Source organism: Enterococcus ratti (assembly GCF_001886195.1).
Classification (GTDB): Bacteria; Bacillota; Bacilli; order Lactobacillales; family Enterococcaceae; genus Enterococcus_B; species Enterococcus_B ratti.
This window is the reverse complement of record NZ_JXLB01000003.1, coordinates 73,523-97,791: the sequence shown is the minus strand read 5'-3', so window position 1 is coordinate 97,791 and position 24,269 is coordinate 73,523. Positions and strand designations below refer to the sequence as shown.

The window sequence follows — 24,269 nt, the reverse complement described above, 5'->3', positions numbered from 1 at the left end:
GAGAAAGGACATGATGAAATGAAAAAAATCAGAAGTTATACCAGTATTTGGTCTGTAGAAAAAGTACTTTATGCCATCAATGATTTACAGTTGCCGTTTCCCATTACCTTTACACAAATGACGTGGTTTGTGGTGTCATTACTGGTGGTGATCCTCTTTGGAAATGTACCACCTCTGTCTTTCATTGACGGGGCATTACTAAAATACGTAGGACTACCAGCAGCTCTGACATGGTTTATGAGTCAAAAAACATTTGATGGGAAAAAGCCTTATGGTTTCTTAAAATCAATCCTCAGTTATTGGCTTCGTGTCAAGGTCACTTATGCTGGAAAAACAGTGAAACTACAAAATCAGAAACTAAATGAAGCCATTACAATCGTTAGGAGTGAAATGTATTATGGCGTATCCAATTAAATATATTGAAGACAATTTAGTGTTCAATCATGACGGCGAATGTTTTGCTTACTATGAGCTGATTCCCTATAATTACAGCTTTTTAAGTCCGGATGAGAAATACCAGGTGCATGATAACTTTCGTCAGTTAATCGCTCAGAATCGCGACGGCAAATCCATGCTTTACAACTAGCGACAGAAGCCAGTATCCGAGCCACACAAGAACGGTCAAAAGCCGAGGTCACTGGACGATTAAAAGAGATCACCTACAATAAAATAGATGAACAAACCGAAGCGTTAGTTTCTATGATTGGTGACAATCAAGTAAACTATCGCTTTTTTATTGGCTTTAAACTACTTTTGACGGAACAAGAACTTTCCCTTAAAACTGTGCAGGCTAGTATCACAACCGCTTTTTTAGACTTCTTAAATGGTGTTAATCACAAATTAATGGGTGATTTTGTTTCGATGCCTAAAGCAGAGATTGATCGTTTTGCGAAAATGGAAAAAATTTTAGCGAGTAAAATTTCTCGCCGCTTTAAAGCCCGTGCCTTAGATAAAAATGATTTTGGTTATCTCATTGAACATCTTTATGGCAATCAAGGAACCCCCTTTGAAGAGTATGATTATCATTTGCCTAAGCGGTATCGGGATAAAGAAGTGCTCGTAAAGAAATACGATCTATTGAAACCAACACGCTGTCTCATCGAAGAAAAACAGCGCTACTTGAAGCTGGAACATGAAGACAGTATTACCTATGCTGCTTACTTTACCATTAACTCAATTGTTGGTGAGTTGGATTTTCCAAGTAGTGAAATCTTTTATTACCAGCAACAACAATTTACCTTTCCGATAGATACCAGCATGAATGTGGAAATTGTAGCAAACAAGAAAGCCTTGACGACGGTTCGCAATAAGAAAAAGGAACTTAAGGACTTAGATAGTCACGCATGGGAAAGTGACAATGAAACCAGCACCAATGTAGTAGATGCCTTGGAATCAGTCAATGAACTAGAAGCAACCTTAGACCAAAGCAAAGAAGCCATGTATAAATTGAGTTATGTGGTACGTGTGACTGCGAAAGACCTGGACGAATTGAAACGGCGTTGTGATGAAGTCAAAGACTTTTACGACGATTTGAGTATTAAATTGGTTCGTCCGTTTGGTGATATGCTGGGCTTACATGGCGAATTTATCCCAGCTTCTAAACGCTATATCAATGATTATATTCAGTATGTGACTTCGGATTTTTTGGCTGGACTTGGTTTTGGAGCGACACAAATGCTTGGGGAAAATGAAGGGATTTATGTCGGCTATAATCTCGATACTGGACGAAATGTGTATCTAAAACCAAACCTTGCCAGTCAAGGTGTGAAAGGTTCTGTGACGAATGCCCTTGCGGCGGCTTTCCTTGGCTCCCTTGGCGGCGGAAAATCATTCTCTAATAATATGCTAGTTTACTATGCCGTGCTCTTCGGTGGTCAAGCCGTGATCGTTGATCCAAAAGCCGAACGTGGGAATTGGAAAGACACTTTACCGGAAATTGCCCATGAAATTAATATCGTTAATTTAACAAGCGAAGAAAAGAATAAGGGATTGCTTGATCCCTATGTCATTTTAAAACGCAAGAAAGATGCCGAAAGTTTAGCGATTGATATTTTAACGTTCCTAACTGGTATCTCCAGCCGTGACAGTGAAAAGTTTCCAGTTTTAAGAAAAGCGATTCGAGCAGTAACGCAAAGCAAGCAACGTGGTTTATTACGAGTGATTGACAAATTACGTGAAGAAAACACACCGATTAGTCAGAATATCGCCGATCATATCGAAAGCTTCGTGGATTATGATTTTGCCCAATTACTCTTTAGTGACGGTACTGTGAAGCAATCGATCAGTCTAGAAAAGCAGTTGAATATTATTCAAGTAGCCGATTTAGTCTTACCAGATTCAGACACTGGTTTTGAAGAATATACCACAATGGAATTGTTGAGTGTCGCCATGTTGATCGTGATTAGCACCTTTGCCTTAGACTTTATTCACTCTGACCGTTCTATTTTTAAAATTGTTGACCTTGACGAAGCATGGAGCTTCTTACAAGTTGCACAAGGAAAGACCCTCTCCATGAAGCTAGTCCGTGCTGGACGAGCGATGAATGCGGGGGTCTATTTTGTTACCCAAAATGCCGGAGATTTACTAGATGAAAAAATGAAGAATAATATTGGGTTGAAGTTTGCCTTTCGCTCAACTGACTTAGTGGAAATCAAGAAAACGCTGGAATTTTTCGGCGTTGATTCCGAAGATGAAACCAATCAGAAGCGCCTACGTGACTTAGAAAACGGGCAATGTTTAATGTCTGATATTTATGGTCGAGTTGGTGTGGTTCAGTTCCACCCGATCTTTGAAGAACTCTTACACGCCTTTGACACACGTCCGCCAATCCGAAAAGAGGTGGACTAATGAAGCGTCATGAAAAAGTGGTTCGTTACTCTACTATAGCAGTGATTGGAGTTGCAACAGTTGTTTTTATCCTTGTCAGTATTGGAACAGCAGCCCATGCAGCTGGATTAGTGGATGATACCATCAACACCGCCAATGAGTATTCCAAATATGGACTGGAAAACTATCAGCTCGATTTCTATGTCGATAATTCTTGGGGCTGGTTACCGTGGAATTGGTCAGATGGGCTCGGAAAATCAGTCATGTATGGTTTATACGCCATTACGAATTTCATCTGGACAATCTCTTTGTATTTATCCAACGCCACTGGTTACTTAATTCAAGAAGCTTACCAGTTAGATTTTATCAGTGATACTGCGAATGCGATTGGAAAAAACATGCAGACTCTTGCTGGGATCACTCAAAATGGTTTTTCCAGTTCGGGTTTTTATGTTGGGTTCCTGTTGCTCTTTATTTTAGTTCTAGGAATCTATGTCACTTATACTGGCTTAATCAAACGAGAAACTACAAAAGCTATTCAAGCCATTATGAATTTCTTGGTAGTCTTTCTTTTGTCCGCATCCTTTATTGCTTATGCGCCGAGTTATATTGAAAAGATCAATGATTTTTCTAAGGACATCAGCACTGCTAGCCTTGAAGTTGGCACCAAAATCGTTTTACCGAATAGCAGTAGTCAAGGCAAAGACAGCGTAGATATGATTCGGGATAGTTTGTTTGCGATCCAAGTCAAACAACCATGGCTACTTTTACAGTATGGGGCAACGGATATAGACGAAGCCAGAACAGAAAAATTGTTGTCTGTGAGTCCTAATACGAATAATGGCAAAGACCGTGAAACAGTAGTCATTGATGAAATTGAAAACCAAGACAATGCCAATCTATCACTTGCCAAAGTCATAAATCGGTTAGGCACAGTTTTCTTTTTAGTTGTGTTTAATATTGGGATTTCTATTTTTGTTTTCTTGTTAACTGGCATGATGATTTTTTCCCAAGTGCTCTTTATCATTTTTGCCATGTTCCTCCCCATTAGTTTTCTATTAAGTATGATCCCTAGTTTTGATGGCATGGGGAAACGTGCCATTACAAAATTATTTAATGTGATCATGACTCGCGCTGGTTTAACCTTAGTGGTCACGGTAGCCTTTAGTATTTCTTCTATGCTTTACTCACTAGCTGGTTCCGCACCTTTCTTTATGACCATGTTTTTGCAGGTTGTTACCTTTGCCGGCATTTATTTTAAGCTAGGTGATATTATGAATTTGTTTGCTTTACAAAGCAACGATTCCCAAGGCATGGGCAGGCAGCTACTTAGAAGACCGCGTATGTTTATGACCCGTCAAAGTCGCCGACTTCAACGTACTATGCGGCAAGTCCTGCATGGAAATGCCCGCCAAGCAACAATGAAAGCTGCGATCAACGGAACACAACCAAAAAACAATCCAGCGATCCATGAGCGTGAGAATCAAAATAGCCGGAATACAACTACCCAACCGAATCATTCCGATAATAAACCGAAATCGAACAATCTTGGGGCAAAAACAGGGGCAGCCGTTGGCAATGTGCTTGATATAAAAAATCGAGCATTCAACAAGGCAACCGAACTAAAAGACACGATCAAAGACGCACCAACCAATGCGAAATATGCCCTCTATCAAGGACAACGTGAGTTAGTGCGGAATGCTACTGATTTTTCATCAACCCTAAATGACACCAGAACGCAAAAGCAAACCGAACGAGAACAGCAGCGACACCAGCGACAAGCAATCATTGCCCAACGACGATTAGAGATGGAAAAAGCCAAACAAGCAAGGCGGCAACCAGAACAACCGGTTAATACTGTGCCAAAAGAACAACCAATAAACCCAGCACACAAGCGACCCATGACATCTAGTCCAGCTAACCTAGCACCAGTACTGAAACCAAGCAATGTTCTAAATAAAACGGCAAAAGCTTCCGTAAATCTTAGACCAACTGTTAATCCTGTCGAACCTAAAAAACCGTTCGCCTTACCGGAACCTGCAAAACGTCTAGCGCTAGCAGAACCGAAGCTACCAAGACCTGCAACAAACAAGACGCCTACACCAGCAGAACCAAACATACAAAGAACAACCACGGTATCCAAAAATAACGCTCCAATGAGCAACACACAATACCTATCATCACAAAAGCAACAAACGGTAACGAAAAAACAATCTACAAATAAAACGAAAAAGAGACAAAAGAACAAACCGAGGACAAAACCATGAAAGCCCGTTATATAGCTATTGTGGGTATCGTCTGCTCGTTGTTCTTTAGCTTGTTATTGTTCTTTGTGGTGATTGCGGCAGATTCCGAGGATAGCACGGCTAGTAAAAATTTTGAATCTGGTGGTTTAAACGTGTCAGCGGAAGTCTTAAAACATAAATCAATGGTGGAAAAATACTGTAAGGAATTTGGAATTAAGGAATACGTGAATACCATTTTAGCCATTATGCAAGTGGAATCAGGTGGTACTGCGGTGGATGTTATGCAAAGTAGTGAATCATTGGGCTTGGAGCCGAATAGCCTTAGTACCGAAGATTCTATTAAACAAGGCTGCAAGTATTTTAGTGAGTTATTAGCTACTGCTGAAAAACTTGGATGTGATTCCGATTCAGCCATACAAAGCTATAACTATGGCGGTGGGTTTCTAAATTATGTAGCTGGTCATGGCAAAAAGTATTCCTATGAACTGGCAGAAAGTTTTTCTAAGGAGAAATCGAGTGGAAAAAAAGTGGATTATCCAAACCCAATTGCCATTCCCATCAATGGAGGCTGGCGCTATGCATATGGCAATCAATTTTATATTTTGCTGGTAAAACAATACTTAACCCCTGCCCACTTTGATAATGAGACGGTACAAACCATTATGGACGAAGCTCTAAAATATGAAGGCTTCCCTTATGTCTTTGGCGGTTCCTCACCAAGTACTAGTTTCGATTGTTCTGGATTGGTGCAATGGTGTTACGCCAAAGCTGGCATTCAACTCCCACGCGTAGCCCAAGCGCAATATGACGCAACCACCCATATCCCTTTATCCGAAGCTAAAGCCGGTGATTTAGTCTTTTTCCATTCTACCTATAACGCCGGTTCGTATGTCACTCACGTAGGTATAGTTGTTAACAGTAATCGGATGTATAACGCGGGCGATCCAATTGGCTATGCCGATTTAACAGACAGTTATTGGCAAGCCCATTTGATTGGAGCAGGTCGGATTATTCCTAATTAAGAGAGGATTAGATGAAATGAAAAAAATAAAAATTGAACGAACAAAAGAGCAATCGAAACCCAAAAAACAAAAGAAAAGACCTACGATTAACGTAGGTCTTTTCTTTTGTTTTTTGGGTTGTATTGATTGGCAGTGTCAGTTTCGGTATTTATAAGAATTTTACAGCCATCGATCGGCACACGGTTCATGAAAAAGAAGTGATTGAAACAAAGCTAGTGGATACGAACCGGATTGAAAGCTTTGTGGCGGCTTTTGCGACGGATTTTTATACGTGGCAACAAGACCAAGCTGCCATTGATCGTAGAAATGAGCAATTAAAGAACTACCTTACCGAAGAGCTGCAACAACTCAATCTGGAAATGGTGCGTTCTGATATTCCCACAAGCGCCACCGTTCAGCGTGTTCAAATTTGGCAAGTGACGCAAGAAAAGCAGCGGGACTTTCGTGTTGTCTTTTCAGTGACCCAACAATTAACTGAAAATGAAAAGAGAACGCTCCTTCTTTCTACATACAATGTATTGGTGCATATGGATAAAAACGGTAATTTAGTAATTACGAAGAACCCTACCATGGATAGTGAACCGAAAAAATCGGACTATCAGCCCAAGCAAGTGGAAAGTGATGGTACAGTGGATGCCAGTCAAACAGCAGAGATCAATAGTTTTCTTGAAACATTCTTTAAGCTTTATCCAACGGCAACCGAAAGAGAGCTGGCTTATTATGTCAGTAATGATGCTTTGTCAGTCATACAAAAGAATTATGTATTTGCGGAACTAATAAACCCAATATACTCTAAAAAAGGCAAACAAATAAATATTGCGGTGACTGTGAAATATTTAGATCAAGAAACTAAGACTACACATCTTGCACAATATGAACTAATTCTTAAGAAGCAAGATAATTGGAAGATCATAAAGCAAAGAAACTATTAATAACAACACCATCATTCATATCAAAACGATGACCACTCTGATCATCGTTTTGATATTTTAAATTTTTTCAATCAATTTACGAAAAAACTCATTGTTTGTAAATTTATTGATAATTTAACCTCTAAAAAAGTTTTTATGATGGTTTTTTACTATAGTAGATTGCCTATACTTTTTAATTAATATTATTTGTTTGTTTTAAGATTAAAATGTATATAATATTATCTTCTTTATGTGTTGTTTTACTTGCGACTATAAAAAATAAGGATGCATTATGAATATGAACCTACTAATTCAATTCTATTTCATTGTTAGAGTTTTCAAAAATCCTAAAACCTTCTTGTTCAATTTGTATGAGTGAGTGATAAGGTAACTGATAATCTGTTTTGACTTAAAATTCAATCATTTGATAATGTTTTTTTGTCGTTCGTTCTAGTTCAACAGAAGGATTCTCTCGAACAATAAACTTCTCTTCTGTTTCTCGATACAAAAATTGACAATCCACTTAGAGCATATTCCATCTAAAAAAGAATAATTTTTTTGTTCATTGAAAACGTAATTATAATTTTCTTTATTTGTTACATAACTATCGGTTTTTAAAAGTAGATTCATGTAATCTATAGATGCCTTTCCATGGCAAAAATAAGGATCAACAATGCTATTAATAGGGTATGATTTTATATAGTTTATTAAATCATTTTTTACAAATGTAGTCGAGTCTGTTTGAATAGCCTTACTAGCATTAATTAATGCACTTTTTAATCCAATAGAGCCATAACACCATGAAAATTGATTAAAAGGAAAGAAAACAGCTTTTTTGTTAGATACTTTCGCAGGAATTTTTTCTCCACTGAAGCAGCATAAGAAATCTGAAAGATTTTTTATTATATAATGAGTGTTCGGTGAATTGTATCCTGATAAAGTTGAAATACATAATGATGATAAGATTCCAGCTAAACCATGAGACATGCTTAAATTAAATTCACCTTTCTCATAATTCACAAAATCTTTTAAAATAGATGATTCAAGTCTAATTATTATATTTTTAACTGTTCTATGTTTTTGAATAGAGTCAGGGCTACTAATGGCATACGACAAAATTCCGGATAATCCGTTAATTACTTCACAATCTTGTAATGTATAATTTTTTTTAGTTATTATATTGTTATCGATTGTTTTTAAAATATTCGAATGAATTTCATTTTCTTCCAAGTCTGAAAGTATGTCTTTATTTGCAAGGCTTACAAAACCTAAGAAAGCTAACCTTTCAAAACTCCCTAATCCAGAAAAATAGGCCTCTGGTTTGAGTAGTAATTTGTTCAAAATTCTTCTCCTTATGCCTTCATCAATTCCTAAAATACCACTACATAAGGCAATTGAACCCCAATCTGTGAATCTTTTTTTTGAAAGCAACTGACGGCATATTTGTTCGAATTCATAACTAATATCGGTCATCATTTTCATTCCTTAAAGTAAGATGATTATTTATCTAAATAATGTTTTTTCGCCTTTAATATATTTTTGATATAGAAATACATTCTATTTTCTGAAATTAGATCAATACCCATAACACGATTACAGAACATATGAAATTGACTCTGTACTATCGAGGAGTACTCTTGCTCAGAAATGGCTTTAGTAGCGAGTTGCTTAAGTAAATCTTTGCTATATTTAGCGTAGTCTCCGCTTTGACTATCCAATATGTTGAAAAGCGATGTAAGAGCTGGAGTGGAACGTGTGCATTCCCAATTATTTTTTTTGCTAAAGAATTTAAGAAATTGATTTTTAAATTCCCTGAAATCTTTTGAGAAGATTTTCTTATTAACGTTAACAAAGAAGGAGTCTAATATGGTTGGTGGAATCTCAAATTTTTCGATTATATATATAATTGAAAAAGCGATTTTGAAATCTATAGTAAATTGGGAATCTGAATCTTCAAGAATTGCATATGCTAAGTCTGTACTATGCATGAAAAAAGTTTCGGCAGAATCGATATTATTGAGACCACCATATCTTTCAATTTCTCGATCATAGACATCGAAAGTGATCATTGTATCGTTAAATTTATTTATAGTGTTTGAAATTTTTTTAAGATATGATAGCAGTTCTTTGTGACAATCTATATTTGTGAGTTTAAATCTAAATCTTAGGTGTGTCCCAATTTCATCTGAAAAATTAACAAAATGAAATTTAGTTATTATTTTCTTTTCTAACAGTTTTTTAGTAAGAGGGCGTATAATCCTTAAATTAATTTCTGAAAGTTCATCTTTAGTACCATATATTTTTAAATATACCCACTCACTAAATAAATTCTTGTATCGTTCTTTGGTATCAATTCCTACAGATTGAGCTACTTTATTTACAATTTTTGTTTTGCTTAAATGTTGTATTTCATCTGTACTTTGCTTAAATTGAAATGGAATAACAAATTCGATTGGACGTTTTTGTTTGGATAATTCAGGATCAGTCGCAGCAAATAATGTGATGTTGTTCTTGTGTTCTAACTCTGAATTAATAATTTGAAAATGATCTGGATTTTCTAAATCTATAAGCAATCGATTGTCAATTTCTTGCAAATGTACAAATCTAGGAACATTCATTTTTTTTAATTGTTTCAATAGTTCCCTTTTATTTTTTTCTTTAAAGGAATCAAATTGTAATGTCCACTTTTCTTTCAAGATTGTTATACCATCAACTTTGAGTTGCGGACAGTATAAAAATTTTTCTCCAATATGACGAAGATGCGATACCCCATAAACGATATTTTTATCATTGGATAAAAGAAAGAGCATTCTATATAGATCTGGGCAGATATTTGGATTTATCATACTACCGGATTCAAATATTGCCTTTTTGCCATCAGAAATATTGAATAAGCAAATTCTATTATCTTCGATACCAACTGCCAAATCGGCTAAACAAATTTCTGGATGGTTACCATTAGCGTAACCTAATGATAATTTTTTCGAGTGAAATTGGTGTTTAGATTGAATATTATTTACTTTTGAATTTATATGATTTATAGAAAAATCAAAAATAGATAAGTTATCATTATTTTCTGAAAGATGAATCTGATTTGAGATTTTTTTTACTACTTCTTCTTTTTCTAAATATAAAAATCTACCTGCGTATTTTGCTACGTGAACAGAACCAATATTTGGTAATATTTCCAAATCGCCGTCTTGTGCAAAAGCTAACTCAAAAGAGTGAGATTTTGGATAATCTTTAGGTATTCCCATAGTTGCTTTCTTTAATTTCTCTGTAGTGAATGATACTTCATTTCTCTTCTGCATCACCGCCAGTTGAATTTCATTTTCTAAATATGTGTTTAAAACTAGATTAGTATCACTCTCCTCATATTCTGGAAATCCAATTCCAGTATCTTTTTCAATTATTTCAATCAATGGTATATAGCGATCAAAACCATATTTCTCGATGAACTTATTCCTATAGTTAATAAGGGAAGATGGTTCTTCTATGCAAGCTGTTAGTTCTTCAAAAAATGAAACGAATGATGGTGAAATTACATCTTGTATATCTAAATCTATTTGGCCGGAATTGATTTTTAAATCAATTTTTAAAGGGTTTTTACTATCAAACATTTTTTTCATTGCAAAATGAATGGATTTCAAAAGTTTTTCTCCTTCGCCAATAGGTAATTTTTCATAATTGTTAATCATAGTTTTAAGCGCCTTAACTTTTTCAAAGTAGATTCTAGTTACATAGTCCTTTTGGAGTACTGTATATAAGTGACTTGAATAGTTAGTTGTATCAGCAGATGGACGTATTTCAGAATAAATAAACTCATAATTGACTAATTTGTATAGTATATCAAGAATTTTTAGTGGGGGAATATTGTTTCCTGAGTTCATCCTGACACTATTAAATATTTCTCTTAGGGTGAGATCTTCTTCAACAAGTTTAAAAATAAAGTCAATTAATTTAGTCTTTTTAATTCCGATGGAAGAAGTTTTATTAATACCAGCAATCTTCTTCTTATTCAATTGGGATATATTACGAGTAGAAGATATATGTTCTGTATTTCACGTAAGTAAGTCTGTTCTAGAAAAAAGATTCAGTGAGAAGTTTGGAATAGGAGTTATTGCCTACTATAAGTCTTTAAAAATAAAAAAGGCACAGCAGCTTTTAAAAAATAGTAATCTACAAATTAGAGAAATCAGTCAACAAATGGGATTTTGTAATGCTTCACAATTTGCTCAAGTTTTTAAAAAACATACTGGAATTAGTCCAAAAGAGTTTAGATGGTTGAAGTAACTTACAATAAGTATTATGAATTTTTCTGATTATAGTTAATACGAGCCTAATCTATTAAGCTATGTAGGGATAATTCCCTTAACATAAATAAATTTTGAAAGGAGGGCTTATTATGAAAGAGAACTATCAAGATTTTAATGTTGAAGACTTTCAATTAGATGAAGTTTTTGACGACGATGTTTTCATGGAGTTGAACGGAGGCTATTCAAATCAATGGGCATCTACATCTCCAACATTCAATTCTTACACAGCAAATTGGGGAAGTGTAGGAGCAGCAATGTCAGCATTGGTAAGTAAAGGTCCAGGAAAGCCATCAAATACTTACACAGAATTGAAATGTTGCTAATGACTTAGTAGGCGAGAAGTACTTACTTCTCGTCTGTTATTTTAAAGAATAAGAGGTTGAGAAGCATGAATATTGTTCTATTTACTCATTCTAGTCCAAGTCATATAACAAGTATAAAAAACTTTGTCAAAGCCTTATCAGATACAGAAAATAATATCTATATTTTCGTTGATAAACATTATGTTGGGGACTTAGGGGATAAAGTGTACTATAAAATTTATCCTGCTGAAATAGATAAAAAAAAAACAGTCAAATTCTTTCAAACCCTTATCATCTGAGACTTTATCAAGGTGATTTTTTGAACAATACCGAAAACGATTTAATTGAACGGATAATTGGGCCATTCAAATATGTTGTTGAAGGAGCTATGAATTATATAGAAGCTATCGAAAAGGATGTTCTGACAATAAACCCAGATTTAATAATCAGAGATTCTTGTGTCTTGTTTGGAAGATATTTTTCAGAAAAGTTAAATGTTCCACTTATAGGATATACATCCTCACCTTGTGTCACAGAGAAATATACTATTGAAAATTTTAGTGAAGTTCTAAGAGTAAATAATTGTTTAGATACAAAGATTATTAAAAAAGTAACGAAACATATGGTTGAAATATCTAAAAAGATTGCAAAAAAACCATTTAGTTTTCAATATTTAACAGATCCAGACGATGATTTTAATTTCACATTTGGAAGTCCCAATTTAAATTTCTATAGTGAGAAGGATGACTATACATTTGTAAAACCATCAATTTTTGAGCGACAGGATGTTATTCCTGTAAAATCACATCGTGACAAAATACTTGTAGCCTCTGGGAATCTCATCGTGTTTCCACTAATTTTTTATAACTATTTAATTAATGCGGTTAAATATTTAGATATATCAACTTTTATTTCCCTGAAATATGCTGGTATTCACGAACTTTCAATTAACGACCTGCCTGAAAACGTAAAGATAGTTGAACGCGTGAAGCAAAAAGATTATCTCCCTGAGTGTTACGCATTTGTATCTCATGGAGGGTTTAATAGTGTACTAGAAAGCATCTTTTATGAAGTGCCGCTATTGATTTATCCTCAATCTAGTGATCAGTTTATTATTTCTGAACGAATACAAGAATTAAAGCTAGGTTATGCAATTGAAGAAACAGAAATTTCAACTTCTTATTTAAGAGAGAAACTTGAATCGATGTGTAATAAAAAAAATACAGATTATTGTGAAAAAGTTAGGAATGAGAAAAAAACATTAGAGAATTATGCCTTGATTCGTCAGAAGTAGTAGAAAAAATATTACAAATAAGGAGGTAATATTTTGAGAAAAGTATTTGTATTCATAGGTAGTAATCATGGTAAGAATTCAGTGACCAAGGAGATTGTAAATTTACTTAAAGAGAACATTTCTAACATTTCAGATATTGAACTTGATTGGAACATTTATACTTCATCAGATCAAGCAATTATTCCTTGTAAAGGCTGTAATAATTGCTTTATACGCGGAAAATGTCCTCTTGATAAAAATGATTGCATGTGGGCATTAAAAAGAGATATGTTAAAGTCTGATTTAATTATTTTTGCCTCCCCAGTTTATTTGAAGCATGTATCAGGTAGTATGAAAAACTTTCTTGATAGAATTGCATATTGGACGCATCTTTTCCCATTAGCGGGAAAGATGGGAGTTCCGTTAGTCACATCAAGTGGAAGTGGGATTCAAGAATCTATTGCGTACTTATCAGATATTATGACTTATTTTGGTTTAGACATTATTAGTGGTTTGGGAGTTGCATCTCCTAAAAAAGAAAACGAGATTGAAAATACCAAAAACCAAATCATAAGGACTTCTGTTCATATAATTAAGTATCTTAAAGAAAATGATGTTGCAAAAAGTAATCTTCGATTAGAAAATACATTTCAATTAATGAAGAGACATTATCATGAATTAAATAATTCTGGAGATAATACAGAAGAGCTCAAGTATTGGAAGAAAAGTGGACTGTTTTATTCAGATACTTTTCAAGATTTTATTGATATGAGTGTGGAGTGATCGAATTGAGGAAATTTAAATTTGTCAGACAAACCGGAAATTGGGATTGTGCTCCAGCGTGTTTGAGTATGGTTAGCTTATATTATGGAAGAGAGATTTCATTAAATTATTTAAGTAAGCTTTGTAAAACTGATTTGAGTGGAACTAATGTAAAGCAGCTTAAGGTGGCGTGTCAAGAGATCGAATTTTTTGCTTCTTGGAAAAAAGAATCAAATATAGAGAAAATTCAAAATAATTTACCGGTAATATTAATGTTAAATGGGATTAACAATCAATATCATTTTGTTGTTCTTTTTAAAGTGAAAAACGGAAAATGTATTATTGGAAATCCAGCGACAAAGATAGAGAAGCTCAATATTGACACAATACAAAAAGAATATTCAGGATATACACTTTTTTTGAAACCGCAAACAAAAGATGGATTCATTGATAGAGAAAAAAAGTTTTCTTTAAGTCAGCAAGTTTATGAAATGACAACCAAGTATAAATTAAGAATTACAATAGTTTTTGCATTTTCTGTCTTGATAACAACATTAGGAATACTCTCGGCAAAATTTTATACAGTTCTTTTTAATCAAATTATTCCCACTGGAAATAATATCTTGTTGTGGTCCTCAGTAGTGGGAATTCTAACTATCACATTAGGAAAAATTATATTCGAATTAATTAGGCAATTTATGATACTTAAACTTAGTCAGATAATTGATATACAGATTGTTAGTAAAGCTTATGAAAAGATAATTCATCTTCCACTAAAATATTTTTTTGTAAGAAGTGGAGGAGAGATTCTTTCAAGAATAGACGATACTTCTCATGTAAGGGAGCTAATATCACAAACATTTGTTACAAGTATCATGGATATCATCTTGATGATCGGTGGAGGTTTTGCTATCTATTTTAATAATCCTATTTTATTCTTTTCAACATTTCTTCCTATCTCACTTTATGTACTCACATATAAAATATTTAATAGAGTATTCAAGAGATACAATGAGGAAATTATGGAAAAGAATGCGATTCAAAATAGTCTTACAATAGAAGTTATTGAATCCATCGAAGATATGAAAACTCTTAACCAAGAATCTTATTTTCTTGAAAAACTTAAGCAAAAGTATTTTGAGCTAACTGATTGCAGTAGGAGATATGGACAAATAATTAGTCTCCAGCAAACAATTCAAAGTGGAATCAGAGAATTTTATCAACTAGGAATTTATATAGTCGGTGCTATTTTGATTATGAAAAAAATGTGGAGTACAGGTGAATTGATTGCTTTCTTATCACTACTTCCATATTTTGTAGATCCTGTCGAAAGATTGGTTCAAGTTCAAGGAAAGCTTAATTCAGCATTTGTAGCTGCAAACAGAGTTTCTGAATTTTTTTTAACTCCAGAAGAAAATAGAAAGGGTTTAATAGTTGATCAAGAAAAAATAGTACTTTCTTTAAACCAACTTTCATATGAGCATAATATGAAAAAGGTTTTTGAATCCGTAACTTGTGAATTTAAAGTTGGAAAGATTTTTGGTATTACTGGAGTGAGTGGTATAGGCAAAACTACATTAGCAAAAATTTTGGCTGGCTTATATGATGATTATGGTGGGAGTGTGAAATTAAATACTCGAGAACTCAAGAATATTGGGAAAGATAGTCTGAGAGAAAAAATTGTGTATGTAGGTCAAAACGCACACTTATTTTCAGTTAGCGTAATGGAAAATCTTGTTTTGGGGCGATCAATTGAAGAATCAAAAGTAAGAGAACTATGTGAACAAATAAATCTTGATAAGGTTATTGAAAATTTACCATTGAAGTACAGCACTCTCATACAAGAAAATGGGAAAAATTTTTCAAGTGGACAAAGGCAAAGATTTGTTCTTGCTAGAGCTGTTTTGGGAAATCCTCAAATTTTGATTTTAGACGAAACAACGGCTAACTTAGATGTTGTTTCAGAGAGAAGTATATTAACTTACTTAAATTATCTGAAAGAATATACGATAGTTATTTTTATCACCCATCGTCAAAGTGCATTGGTAAATTGCGATATTATATATGAACTATCAAAGGAGGGTCTCGTTCATGTTAAAAAAGATAAGAGTGAGTAAACCCTATATTTTTATTTTTGATTTTGATGGTACAATTTCAAAAACTGGAAGTCTGGATCAATCTGGGTTTAGTTTATTCAACTATCTAGATAAAAATAATCAAATGTATATCATAAATTCTGGTAGAAGTGTTTACTTCTTAAAAAGTGTTTTTCCTAAAAAGGAATTTAAGTGCCTCATCGGATTATCTGGAAATAACGGTTCGGAATTAGAGTTATTTGGAAATTATTTTTCGGCTACATTGGAGTTGGATAATTTAAAAAAAATAGTTCAGTTTAGCAAAAAGAATAAATTCTTGATGAAATTTCATACGGCAAATAACAGCTATTTTTTAGATTTGCAAAGCAAATCTTATCAAGGATTTATAGAATATATTCTCTTAAAACAAAAGAAATATGTATGTGATGAGCAAGGAATCAGAGAATTTTATCTTAATCCTGTCTATAAAAATACGATTGAACAAAATACTATCATGGTGGAGTTATTTTCACTAAATGGCTTTGCTCCATCAGTACTTCACTCAGTTGAATGCGCTAATATCACACCGTTATCAACTTGGAGATGTTTGCTGCAAGCGAAAGGAATAAATAAGGGGCACATTATGGAATTACTAAATATTATGTACTCTGATATAAAATTTATGTCGTTTGGAGACGATTTAAATGATATACTTATGTTTGAAAAGTCTGAACATGCCTTCGTTAATTGTGAATCAACTTGGATGCCCAATAAAGATAAATATTCTTTATTTGAGTACGGAAAAATAGAAGAAGTGATTAGAACAATATTGATTAAACCAAAATAGTCAGTTATACTATATATAGTATAACTGACTATTTTGGTTTAGAGGAGGTGCCACCATTAAAAGTTCTCAAAATTCACTAACTGAAACAACATTTCTTATTCTGTTGTCCTTAGTTGCCCCTAAGCATGGTTACAATGTTATTCAAGAAATCAAAGAATGGACTTCTGGTGAAGTGATTTTAGCTGCGGGTACTATGTATTCTGCGTTAGAGAATCTCTTGAAAAAAGGTTGGATTGTAGCTATTGAAAGTGACGACAAAAGAAGAAAAATTTATGAGCTAACAGAACAAGGGGTTGAAGTTGTTTCAAAAGATTATAATCGTATGCTACGAAATGTTGAACTGTATCAAAACGTTGTATCAAAAAAAGGAGGAAGGAACAATGTATAAAGTAAGAATGTGGATGACATTAGAAAACGAAGAAAGGTTCATCAATAAGTATTCGAAAAGAGGATATTTGTTAAATTATATTGCGCCCTTCCGGTTAATGCCACCACTTGAATTCAGGGTTTACAAATTTAATGTAAGTAAAGAAAATAATAGCATTTATAAAATTGATAATCGAACGTTCAAAAATGGGGCAGATGAACAAGAATATATGCAATTGATGAGAGATGATGGCTGGCACTTCTTTGAAAATAACTATACGTTTAATAATTGGTACAGAAATTATTATTGGTATCGTGAAAGAGTCAGTGGAGATGAGGATATCTACTCAGATGAGGAAAGTAAACTGGAAGCTAATAACAGAATGTTTTCCCACCTTCTAATGTTTGCGGTATTATTATTATTATTTAGTGTGGTTTTTCCTATATCTAATACAAATTCAGCAAATTCTAGACAAACGATTGTAGGAATGATTTTAAGCAATTGGTATCTTTTGGGATTATTGCTTATTACCACTATTTCGTTAATTGGAAAAATCGTTATTTTTTTCCGAAGAAAGAAAATAAGCTCTATTTAGGTGATTCAATTTCATAACTATCGGTCTTCGCCAAGCCACTGTTTTTTAAGAAACAAAAACAATCATATAATAAAAGGAGGTCACTTTCTTACATCGTTAATAGTTATTTGGATTAAAAATAAAATCAATAATTCGATGAGTAAAAAATTTTTAGTTTCGAATCTTACTTGCCCTCCTGTTTACTTTAATAGGAGGGACTTTTTTATGTTAGATAAACAAGAAGATAAAAAAATAGTTTGTGAATTAGGAAGAGTTCCAATTGTTAAACAATGGAATGTAACACAAATAATTTGAGATACACATTTTTGCTGTAAAGCTTAAGTGTGTATTTTTTTAGCTTTTTTTGAGATTTATCGAATTTTTCACCTTCTTTCATCGTGATAGTAGTAAGCAAAGATAGCTACACTCTTAGCGAAAAGGAAGGAGGTGACACTTTATGGGGAAAAATTTCGATTATCAAAAATAGATTGAACATCAATTTGATAATTTTTGCAAAACTGTTTTGCGTAATTACGCACGAGATCTTTATGAACAAAACAATCGGCGAAATGAATATCTTGTTTCATTAGAATCACTTTCTCTTGCGGAGCTCAGTAAAATAAGCTTCTTTGATCTTTATGATTCAGATTATTTATGGTTTGTAGTCAAGGGTTACGAGATTAAAATTAGAGACATTTGGCTTGCCCAAGCGATAGGGGCTTTAACCCAACCTAAGCAAGACATCATTCTTTTGTCGTATTTTTTAGAAATGAAAAGTAAGGACATTGCAATTCTAATGAATCTTGCTGAAAGTACCGTTCATTATCATAAAAAAAGAGCACTGAAAGAATTACGCAAATTTATAGAGGAACATACAAATGAAGAGTAAATCAACTATATTACCGTTTTCGGTGATCGTTTTAGCTACTCATGGTGATATCGCAGCAATCAATCGAATGTTGAAGCATTTTGAGCAGTACATTATCCGACTTTCGCAAGTTACTGTAATTGACGATTATGGTGTGCCACATCTACAAGTTGAAGACGAAATCAAGCGTTCGCTTGAAACAAAGCTTATTACGGCTATCTTCAAGTTTGAATTATCTTAATATTCCTCCATGTATCAATATTTGGTACATGGAGAATCTCTAACAGTAGTTTGTCTATCAAAGCTTATAAAGTGGGTTATGAACTTTGATAGGCAAATAAGCCGAATTATTCTTTGACAATTAAATATCACATACTTAAATACGTTCAGTGTTTAGCGAGCTAAATCGAAAATGCGCCACGATGTTTTTAGAAAATGAAGACTAGCGAATAACATTTGACGGTTACTTTGAGGTGGAACTCAAACGCCATGACCTAAATATTGGAATAATGATACACACGCACTATATAAATAAGCGTCTCTCATAGGAATGAGGGTGGTGGAAATCCAGTGAAGTTGTACCAACAACTGTTTAAGTGTGTTTAAACCCCGAAACATTAGAATTTGATGTATGTCAATAGTTTATTTGGTATAATCATAGGTGAATATTGAAGTTTTCCTAGCCTATGATGGAAAGGAGTAGGTATGATAACAGTCACGAAGAAAGACTTAGTCAAGCTAGGATATGGAAATTCTTTTTCAGCAGATATTATCAAAAAAGCGAAGGAATTAATGATCGCAAAAGGTCATACGTATTACCAATCCAGAAAATTGGATAGAGTCCCTCGTGAAGCTGTCGAAGAACTTCTAGGAATTAAGTTTTTAGATGAAAATAGGTCTGATTTGTTTTTGCACGGTAAGGAGTAAAAACATGGCAAAAGACCCAATCAAAAAAGCGAAGAATGGTATGTATTATTTTCGAGCGAATCTTGGTTATGATGGAAATGGTAAGAAAATTCAAAAATATCAAAGTGGCTTCAAAACGAAAAAAGAAGCCAAAGAAGAATATTTCAAACTGTTACTAATGAAACCTGATGAATTGGCTATGGCAGAAGATAAAATGCTGTTCAAGGCTTATATCGAAGAGTTATTTCTTCCTTGGTACCGTACTAAGGTCAAAGAGCGAACCTACAATAATCGCTTGAATACTGTTCTAAAACACTTTCCCTACTTTTATAAATTAGCAGTATGCGATATTGAACCGATTCATGTTCAAAAATGGCAGTTAAAGCTTTCTAAGAATTTACAACCGTCTTATGTAAGAGCGATTCAAGGTCTGTTTTCTTTAGCCATGGATCGAGCAGTAGTATTGGGGCTTGCTGTAACAAACCCCTCAAAGATTGTTGGCAATGTAAAAAAGCAAAAACAGAAAGTGGATTTTTGGACTAAGGAAGAATTTGAAAAAGTGATTTCTTTGATTTATAAGGAAGACTTTTATCAACATTTTCTGTTCATTTCTTTGTGGTTCTTGTTTATGACTGGTATGCGGATTGGTGAAGCAACTGCTATTCAATGGGAAGATCTTGACTTTGAAACAGGTGTTTTATCCATTACCAAGACGCTCTATTATAAGAATCAGTCAGAATATTATTTTACAGAACCCAAAACGCAAGCAAGTATTCGACAAATTGTCCTTGACAAAACGACCTTAGTTTTATTGAAAGCTTGGAAAAATGTCCAGCAGAAAGTGATTAAAACAAGTTATGTGATGAGCTATAACGGCATTCCGACACAAAAACATACCATTTCATATGCGATTGATCGTTATGCTAAAAAGGCAGGTGTCCACCGTATCCGAATACATGCCTTGCGGCATTCTCATGCGTCTTTACTCATTCAGATGGGGGAGACCCTTTGATTATCAAAGAACGTCTAGGACATGAAGATATTGAAACCACACTAGGTACCTATGGTCATCTTTATCCAAACAGTAACTTCCAAGTTGCCGATAAGCTAAATGGCGTGATTGATTTTGAACCAACCAAACAAAACTTAGACAGTTCTCCTAGGAATCAGTTCACCGTGAACTATTTAAGAAGAGATGAAAACAAAAAGTGCAATGAAAGTGCAATGGAAAAAGAAAAAGAGCTAAAAACCCTTGAAATATAAGGGTTCCTAGCTCTCCGAGGACTATTCCCACTCAAAAGCAAACTACTTTGACAAGCGGGGAAAGAGTTGTTTTAATGCTGTTTTAGATGAATTTAAATTAGTTTAAAGTAGACATATTCTTGTAGACTGTTATCAAAGTGTTATCATTTGAAGAATGAGTACATTTACTAATTAACCACTAATTCGTAAAGGAAATTTGAAGAATATAACTAAAATCAAAAAAACTAGAAACAAAATTATCAGGATAATATAAAAAATTTTCCCGTAGAAGCTTTCATTATTGATTGTCCAACCATTGATATTTTGAATCCAAATTGGAGTATACTTGGCTGTGATTTTATCATTTTTTCCAGATTTAAGAACTTTTATTAGTGAATAAATTAGTATACCACATGTAATTATGGCATATGGGATTGGAGGTAATATTTTTTGTTGATATAGAATGGTACAAATGGCTAAGACCAAAATTCCTATCCACATTTTTTTTACGCTAAGTTTCATTTTAACTACTCCTTCGCTACAATTTCTTTATCATCTATAGTATAACATCTGTTGACTAACATTTCATTTGTGAAGTGATGGTCAACAATGATAATTGAGATGTTAGGGAACTCTATTCGGATATTTTTTATAATAGAATCTACTTTTTGTTGTGAAATATTTGAAAAAATTTCATCTAATATAAGTAGATCTGGTTTTTTTATTAGAGCACGGACTATCCTTAATGCCTGTGCTTGTCCAGCGCTAATACTATTATTTAGAGAATCTCTTTGAAAATCGAAAGTTTCGATGTGGGTATCTATTCCTACGATATCAAAGAAATAGTTTAAATCAATTTTGTAAGAATTCAGTATTTCCATTTCGTGATAAAAATCTTTTAACACAAATTTTTGTTGGTTATCTATATATATAATATGTTGGGCTATTGTAGATGCATCAAGTTCGGATATTAAGGTGTTTTGGAAAAAAATGTTTCCAGAAAAGTTTTTATATAAACCAGCAATTGATTTTAAAAATAAGGATTTTCCTGTACCATTATCACCATCTAGTAAAACTATTTCACCTTTATCTACATAGAAATTTTCACTATTTAGCAATAATTGATTAGCTGTATTTTTTAAGGTCATTTTTTCGATATATAACTCGTGGTTATTGTTTTTTGAGCTATCAGATTTCTGTATGTTTTTTGAGAGGCATTCAGTATCATTAGTTACAGAAGTGATTCTTTGTTCAAAAATTTCTGATGATTTAAATAGGACTAGCAAGTTTATTAGGCTTGTTAATGGCGTAAATAGACTCATAGCATAACCATTGAAAGCAATTAGTTCTCCAATACTTAACTGATTGTGTATAACAAAAAATATACCTACAAAAAAAGGTAGAAAAGAGGCTACAACAATGATTGTACCCGATATAATATTAAAGAAAGCTTGAAGGCTTAAAATCTGTTTGTTTATTGTTTTGTTTTCTGTATTGACAGTTTTAAATTCATGACGAACATTATCAAAATATGAATAGATGTGTATAGGGACTAAACTAGTCATAAAATGAGTTAATGATGAGAGTAATTGACCTCTTTTGTTTTGAGCAATGCTGTTCATTTTTTTTATTTTTTCTCCCATAAAAAGAGTCCAAATAATATATAAAGGTATAAAAATTATACATAGAAGAGCAAGCTTAATATTTAGAAAGAATAATATAACTAAGTAACTGACTATTAGAATAATACTAGTAAAAAATGTAGATATTATAGTTAGATAATTATTAGATAAATTCTCTACATCGCTTGTCATAAGTGTTTGTATCAATCCTAATTGATTATTGTTTACATAAGTATTTTCAATGGATTTTTGAAATATTTTTTCGCGCATTGAAAAAATAAAATTTTGGAAAAAGTTAGCATTTTGAATAGAACTAATCCATCCTAATAGTATTTGGGTAACGATAATTAAAATAAAAGAAGCTATTATAGGTAAAATTAAATCATAATTTTTTTGAGTTAATATATTATCAATAATTACTTTAGAAAAATAAGGTAATGGGACTTTTACCAAAGAAAGTAGTATCAAATTTAATGATAATAGAAATAGCTTGATTTTATTTTTTTTTGCGTAAGCTATAAAAAGTGTACTCATTTTTAGAAATCCTCCTTTTTTATAAAAAAATAATTGATAAATTATTCACAATATTGTAACATGAAATTATCTTATAGAAAAGCGGTGATTAAAATAAATAACCTTATATCTCCTAGTAGCTTAGGTATAATAACGACGTATAAATGTACGGCTAGTTGTGAAGACTGTTGTTTTTCTTGTTCTCCAAATCACAAGCAAATGCTTTCATTAGAAGGGATAAAAAAAATAATTGATGAAGCAGCAGAATTTGATTCGTTAAGTATGATTGTCTGGACAGGTGGAGAAGCTACGCTACTCAGAAACAATTTGCTTGAAGGAATTTCGTATGCTAATTCTAAAAATTTAAAATCTCGTGTTATCAGTAATGCTTATTGGGCAAAAGATATAGAAACTGCAAAAGAGTACCTTTGTAAACTTAAGGAAGCAGGAATGGTAGAATTAAATGTTTCTACAGGAGATAATCACCAACAATATATATCTATAGATAAAGTTCTTAATGCAGTATATGCTTCAGTAAGCGAGCGTTTAAGTACTGCTATCACGATTGAATTAACTAAAAATAGTAAATTCTCGCAAAAAAATTTAGAAAGCCCCCCTACATTTCAACGAATTAAAAATGAAGGTCTGGATAAATATTTAGAAATTTTGAGTTCACCTTGGGTATCTTTAAAAAATGATGAAAAATATAAATATGATGAAATTGAAGATTCAGAAATAGAAAATGGGTGTGATAATCTATTTAATTATTTAGCTGTGGATTCATATAACCGAATATATTCTTGTTGTGGTATAACTGTTCGTAGAATTAAACAGTTAAATATTGGTAATTTAAAAAAGGATAAATTGGTTGAAAGTTACCAGTTGCAAGAAAAAGATATCTTGAAAAAATGGTTATATGTTTCTGGACCAATAAAAATCATCCATCAAGTCCATAAATGGAACCCAGAAATTGTACTACCTGAGTTTGCACATTATTGTCAATTTTGTGACTATATTTATAATAATAAAAATGTTTTGCAGACAATTTCAGAAAATATTAGTACCATTGAACCTGAGATTAATCAAATGTTTTCTGATAAAATTGAGTTTAATTCTTTGTTTAAGTAAAAGAGGGCAATCAGAAATGGATAAGAACAATTACATGTATTCGAAACTGTTAGATTTATCAAAATCATCTGATTTTCAAAGAGCTTGTGAAAATGAAGATTTAGAAAGTTTGGAATCTGTTTTACTCAATGCTAATATATTAAAGAAGGTTAGTATTAGTAAATCTGAAGATTCTTTGAATGGTCAAAATCCACAACCAGAACCTAGAGTAGCGATAGCCGTAGTAGAATTAGTGGTGGCTGGCTATGTAGGAGCGATTGTGGTTACTGTAATTATTGGTAAAAACAAAGATACTGGTGAATTAGAAACAGCTAACTTTGAATTGAAATCACCAATGGTTAAAAATATTGTAGCTTTGATTAGTAAGTTTGGTTCTGCTAATTTTGTGAAAAAAGCAGTAGAATATTTTCAATCAATTGAGCGCACTACGGTACAACCTATAGCATAATTTAGAGTTGACAATAATGTG

Annotated in this window: 20 protein-coding genes and 3 pseudogenes; 20 read left to right on the top strand and 3 right to left on the bottom strand. The window is 33.0% G+C overall.

Annotation, left to right across the window (positions count from 1 at the left end; all coding sequences use genetic code 11):
• The first annotated feature begins 18 nt into the window (after nucleotides 1-18).
• The 5 genes and pseudogenes from RV14_RS02155 to RV14_RS02135 all read left to right on the top strand — a co-directional run bounded on the left by RV14_RS02155 (nucleotide 19) and on the right by RV14_RS02135 (nucleotide 7,026).
• Nucleotides 19-414, top strand: a complete 396-nt coding sequence (locus RV14_RS02155) for a conjugal transfer protein (protein WP_071854691.1) — start codon at nucleotides 19-21, stop codon at nucleotides 412-414.
• Nucleotides 398-2,847 (top strand): annotated as a pseudogene (tcpF, locus tag RV14_RS02150) (conjugal transfer ATPase TcpF). Before RV14_RS02155 ends, tcpF begins: the two are co-directional and overlap by 17 nt.
• Nucleotides 2,847-5,093 (top strand): CD3337/EF1877 family mobilome membrane protein, encoded by a 2,247-nt coding sequence (locus tag RV14_RS02145; RefSeq protein WP_071854690.1) that lies wholly within the window; start codon nucleotides 2,847-2,849, stop codon nucleotides 5,091-5,093. Before tcpF ends, RV14_RS02145 begins: the two are co-directional and overlap by 1 nt.
• Nucleotides 5,090-6,094, top strand: coding sequence for a bifunctional lytic transglycosylase/C40 family peptidase (locus RV14_RS02140; RefSeq protein ID WP_071854689.1), 1,005 nt, complete (start codon nucleotides 5,090-5,092; stop codon nucleotides 6,092-6,094). Before RV14_RS02145 ends, RV14_RS02140 begins: the two co-directional genes overlap by 4 nt.
• A 16-nt stretch (nucleotides 6,095-6,110) precedes the next feature.
• A pseudogene (locus RV14_RS02135) lies at nucleotides 6,111-7,026 on the top strand (conjugal transfer protein).
• A gap of 429 nt (nucleotides 7,027-7,455) precedes the next feature.
• Here RV14_RS02135 and RV14_RS02130 read toward each other — a convergent pair.
• Nucleotides 7,456-8,478 carry a lanthionine synthetase LanC family protein gene (locus RV14_RS02130; RefSeq protein WP_071854687.1) on the bottom strand — a complete coding sequence of 341 codons (1,023 nt, stop codon included), beginning with the start codon at nucleotides 8,476-8,478 and terminating at the stop codon, nucleotides 7,456-7,458.
• 26 nt (nucleotides 8,479-8,504) lie between these two features.
• Nucleotides 8,505-10,952 (bottom strand): lantibiotic dehydratase, encoded by a 2,448-nt coding sequence (locus RV14_RS02125; protein WP_245785442.1) that lies wholly within the window; start codon nucleotides 10,950-10,952, stop codon nucleotides 8,505-8,507.
• On the opposite strand from RV14_RS02125, the gene RV14_RS02120 reads away from it, so the two are divergent.
• From RV14_RS02120 to RV14_RS02060, 13 genes and pseudogenes are all read left to right on the top strand, one after another.
• Nucleotides 10,879-11,298: a helix-turn-helix transcriptional regulator gene (locus RV14_RS02120; RefSeq protein ID WP_143139721.1), complete on the top strand. Its 420-nt coding sequence runs from the start codon at nucleotides 10,879-10,881 to the stop codon at nucleotides 11,296-11,298. The two genes, RV14_RS02125 and RV14_RS02120, sit on opposite strands and share 74 nt — an antisense overlap.
• A 112-nt stretch (nucleotides 11,299-11,410) precedes the next feature.
• Nucleotides 11,411-11,644 carry a hypothetical protein gene (locus tag RV14_RS02115; RefSeq protein ID WP_071854684.1) on the top strand — a complete coding sequence of 78 codons (234 nt, stop codon included), beginning with the start codon at nucleotides 11,411-11,413 and terminating at the stop codon, nucleotides 11,642-11,644.
• A 65-nt stretch (nucleotides 11,645-11,709) separates the two neighbouring features.
• A complete protein-coding gene (locus RV14_RS02110) occupies nucleotides 11,710-11,922 on the top strand; it encodes a hypothetical protein (protein ID WP_071854683.1) in 213 nt (70 codons plus the stop codon).
• Nucleotides 11,923-11,942: 20 nt separating this feature from the next.
• Nucleotides 11,943-12,917: a nucleotide disphospho-sugar-binding domain-containing protein gene (locus tag RV14_RS02105; RefSeq protein ID WP_071854682.1), complete on the top strand. Its 975-nt coding sequence runs from the start codon at nucleotides 11,943-11,945 to the stop codon at nucleotides 12,915-12,917.
• Nucleotides 12,918-12,950: 33 nt separating this feature from the next.
• Nucleotides 12,951-13,679, top strand: a complete 729-nt coding sequence (locus tag RV14_RS02100) for a flavodoxin family protein (protein ID WP_071854681.1) — start codon at nucleotides 12,951-12,953, stop codon at nucleotides 13,677-13,679.
• Nucleotides 13,680-13,684: 5 nt separating this feature from the next.
• On the top strand, nucleotides 13,685-15,775 hold the full coding sequence (locus RV14_RS02095; protein ID WP_071854680.1) for a peptidase domain-containing ABC transporter: 2,091 nt from the start codon (nucleotides 13,685-13,687) through the stop codon (nucleotides 15,773-15,775).
• Entirely contained in the window at nucleotides 15,750-16,580 is an 831-nt protein-coding gene (locus RV14_RS02090) for an HAD hydrolase family protein (RefSeq protein WP_071854679.1), read from the top strand. The genes RV14_RS02095 and RV14_RS02090 overlap by 26 nt, the downstream gene beginning before the upstream one ends.
• A gap of 103 nt (nucleotides 16,581-16,683) precedes the next feature.
• Complete coding sequence (locus RV14_RS02085) at nucleotides 16,684-16,968, top strand: PadR family transcriptional regulator (protein ID WP_425429248.1); 285 nt, start codon at nucleotides 16,684-16,686, stop codon at nucleotides 16,966-16,968.
• A complete protein-coding gene (locus RV14_RS02080) occupies nucleotides 16,961-17,542 on the top strand; it encodes a DUF2812 domain-containing protein (protein WP_071854677.1) in 582 nt (193 codons plus the stop codon). Before RV14_RS02085 ends, RV14_RS02080 begins: the two co-directional genes overlap by 8 nt.
• A 466-nt stretch (nucleotides 17,543-18,008) precedes the next feature.
• Entirely contained in the window at nucleotides 18,009-18,410 is a 402-nt protein-coding gene (locus tag RV14_RS02075; protein ID WP_281245790.1) for a sigma-70 family RNA polymerase sigma factor, read from the top strand.
• On the top strand, nucleotides 18,400-18,630 hold the full coding sequence (locus tag RV14_RS02070) for a helix-turn-helix domain-containing protein (RefSeq protein WP_071854676.1): 231 nt from the start codon (nucleotides 18,400-18,402) through the stop codon (nucleotides 18,628-18,630). Before RV14_RS02075 ends, RV14_RS02070 begins: the two co-directional genes overlap by 11 nt.
• A gap of 464 nt (nucleotides 18,631-19,094) precedes the next feature.
• Entirely contained in the window at nucleotides 19,095-19,316 is a 222-nt protein-coding gene (locus tag RV14_RS02065; protein ID WP_071854675.1) for a DUF3173 domain-containing protein, read from the top strand.
• A gap of 4 nt (nucleotides 19,317-19,320) precedes the next feature.
• Nucleotides 19,321-20,558 (top strand): annotated as a pseudogene (locus RV14_RS02060) (tyrosine-type recombinase/integrase).
• 506 nt (nucleotides 20,559-21,064) lie between these two features.
• Here RV14_RS02060 and RV14_RS02050 read toward each other — a convergent pair.
• Nucleotides 21,065-22,693, bottom strand: coding sequence for an ABC transporter transmembrane domain-containing protein (locus tag RV14_RS02050; RefSeq protein WP_071854673.1), 1,629 nt, complete (start codon nucleotides 22,691-22,693; stop codon nucleotides 21,065-21,067).
• A 60-nt stretch (nucleotides 22,694-22,753) separates the two neighbouring features.
• On the opposite strand from RV14_RS02050, the gene RV14_RS02045 reads away from it, so the two are divergent.
• Nucleotides 22,754-23,800 carry a radical SAM protein gene (locus RV14_RS02045; protein ID WP_143139720.1) on the top strand — a complete coding sequence of 349 codons (1,047 nt, stop codon included), beginning with the start codon at nucleotides 22,754-22,756 and terminating at the stop codon, nucleotides 23,798-23,800.
• A gap of 16 nt (nucleotides 23,801-23,816) precedes the next feature.
• Nucleotides 23,817-24,248 (top strand): hypothetical protein, encoded by a 432-nt coding sequence (locus RV14_RS02035; RefSeq protein ID WP_071854671.1) that lies wholly within the window; start codon nucleotides 23,817-23,819, stop codon nucleotides 24,246-24,248.
• Nucleotides 24,249-24,269: the final 21 nt, after the last annotated feature.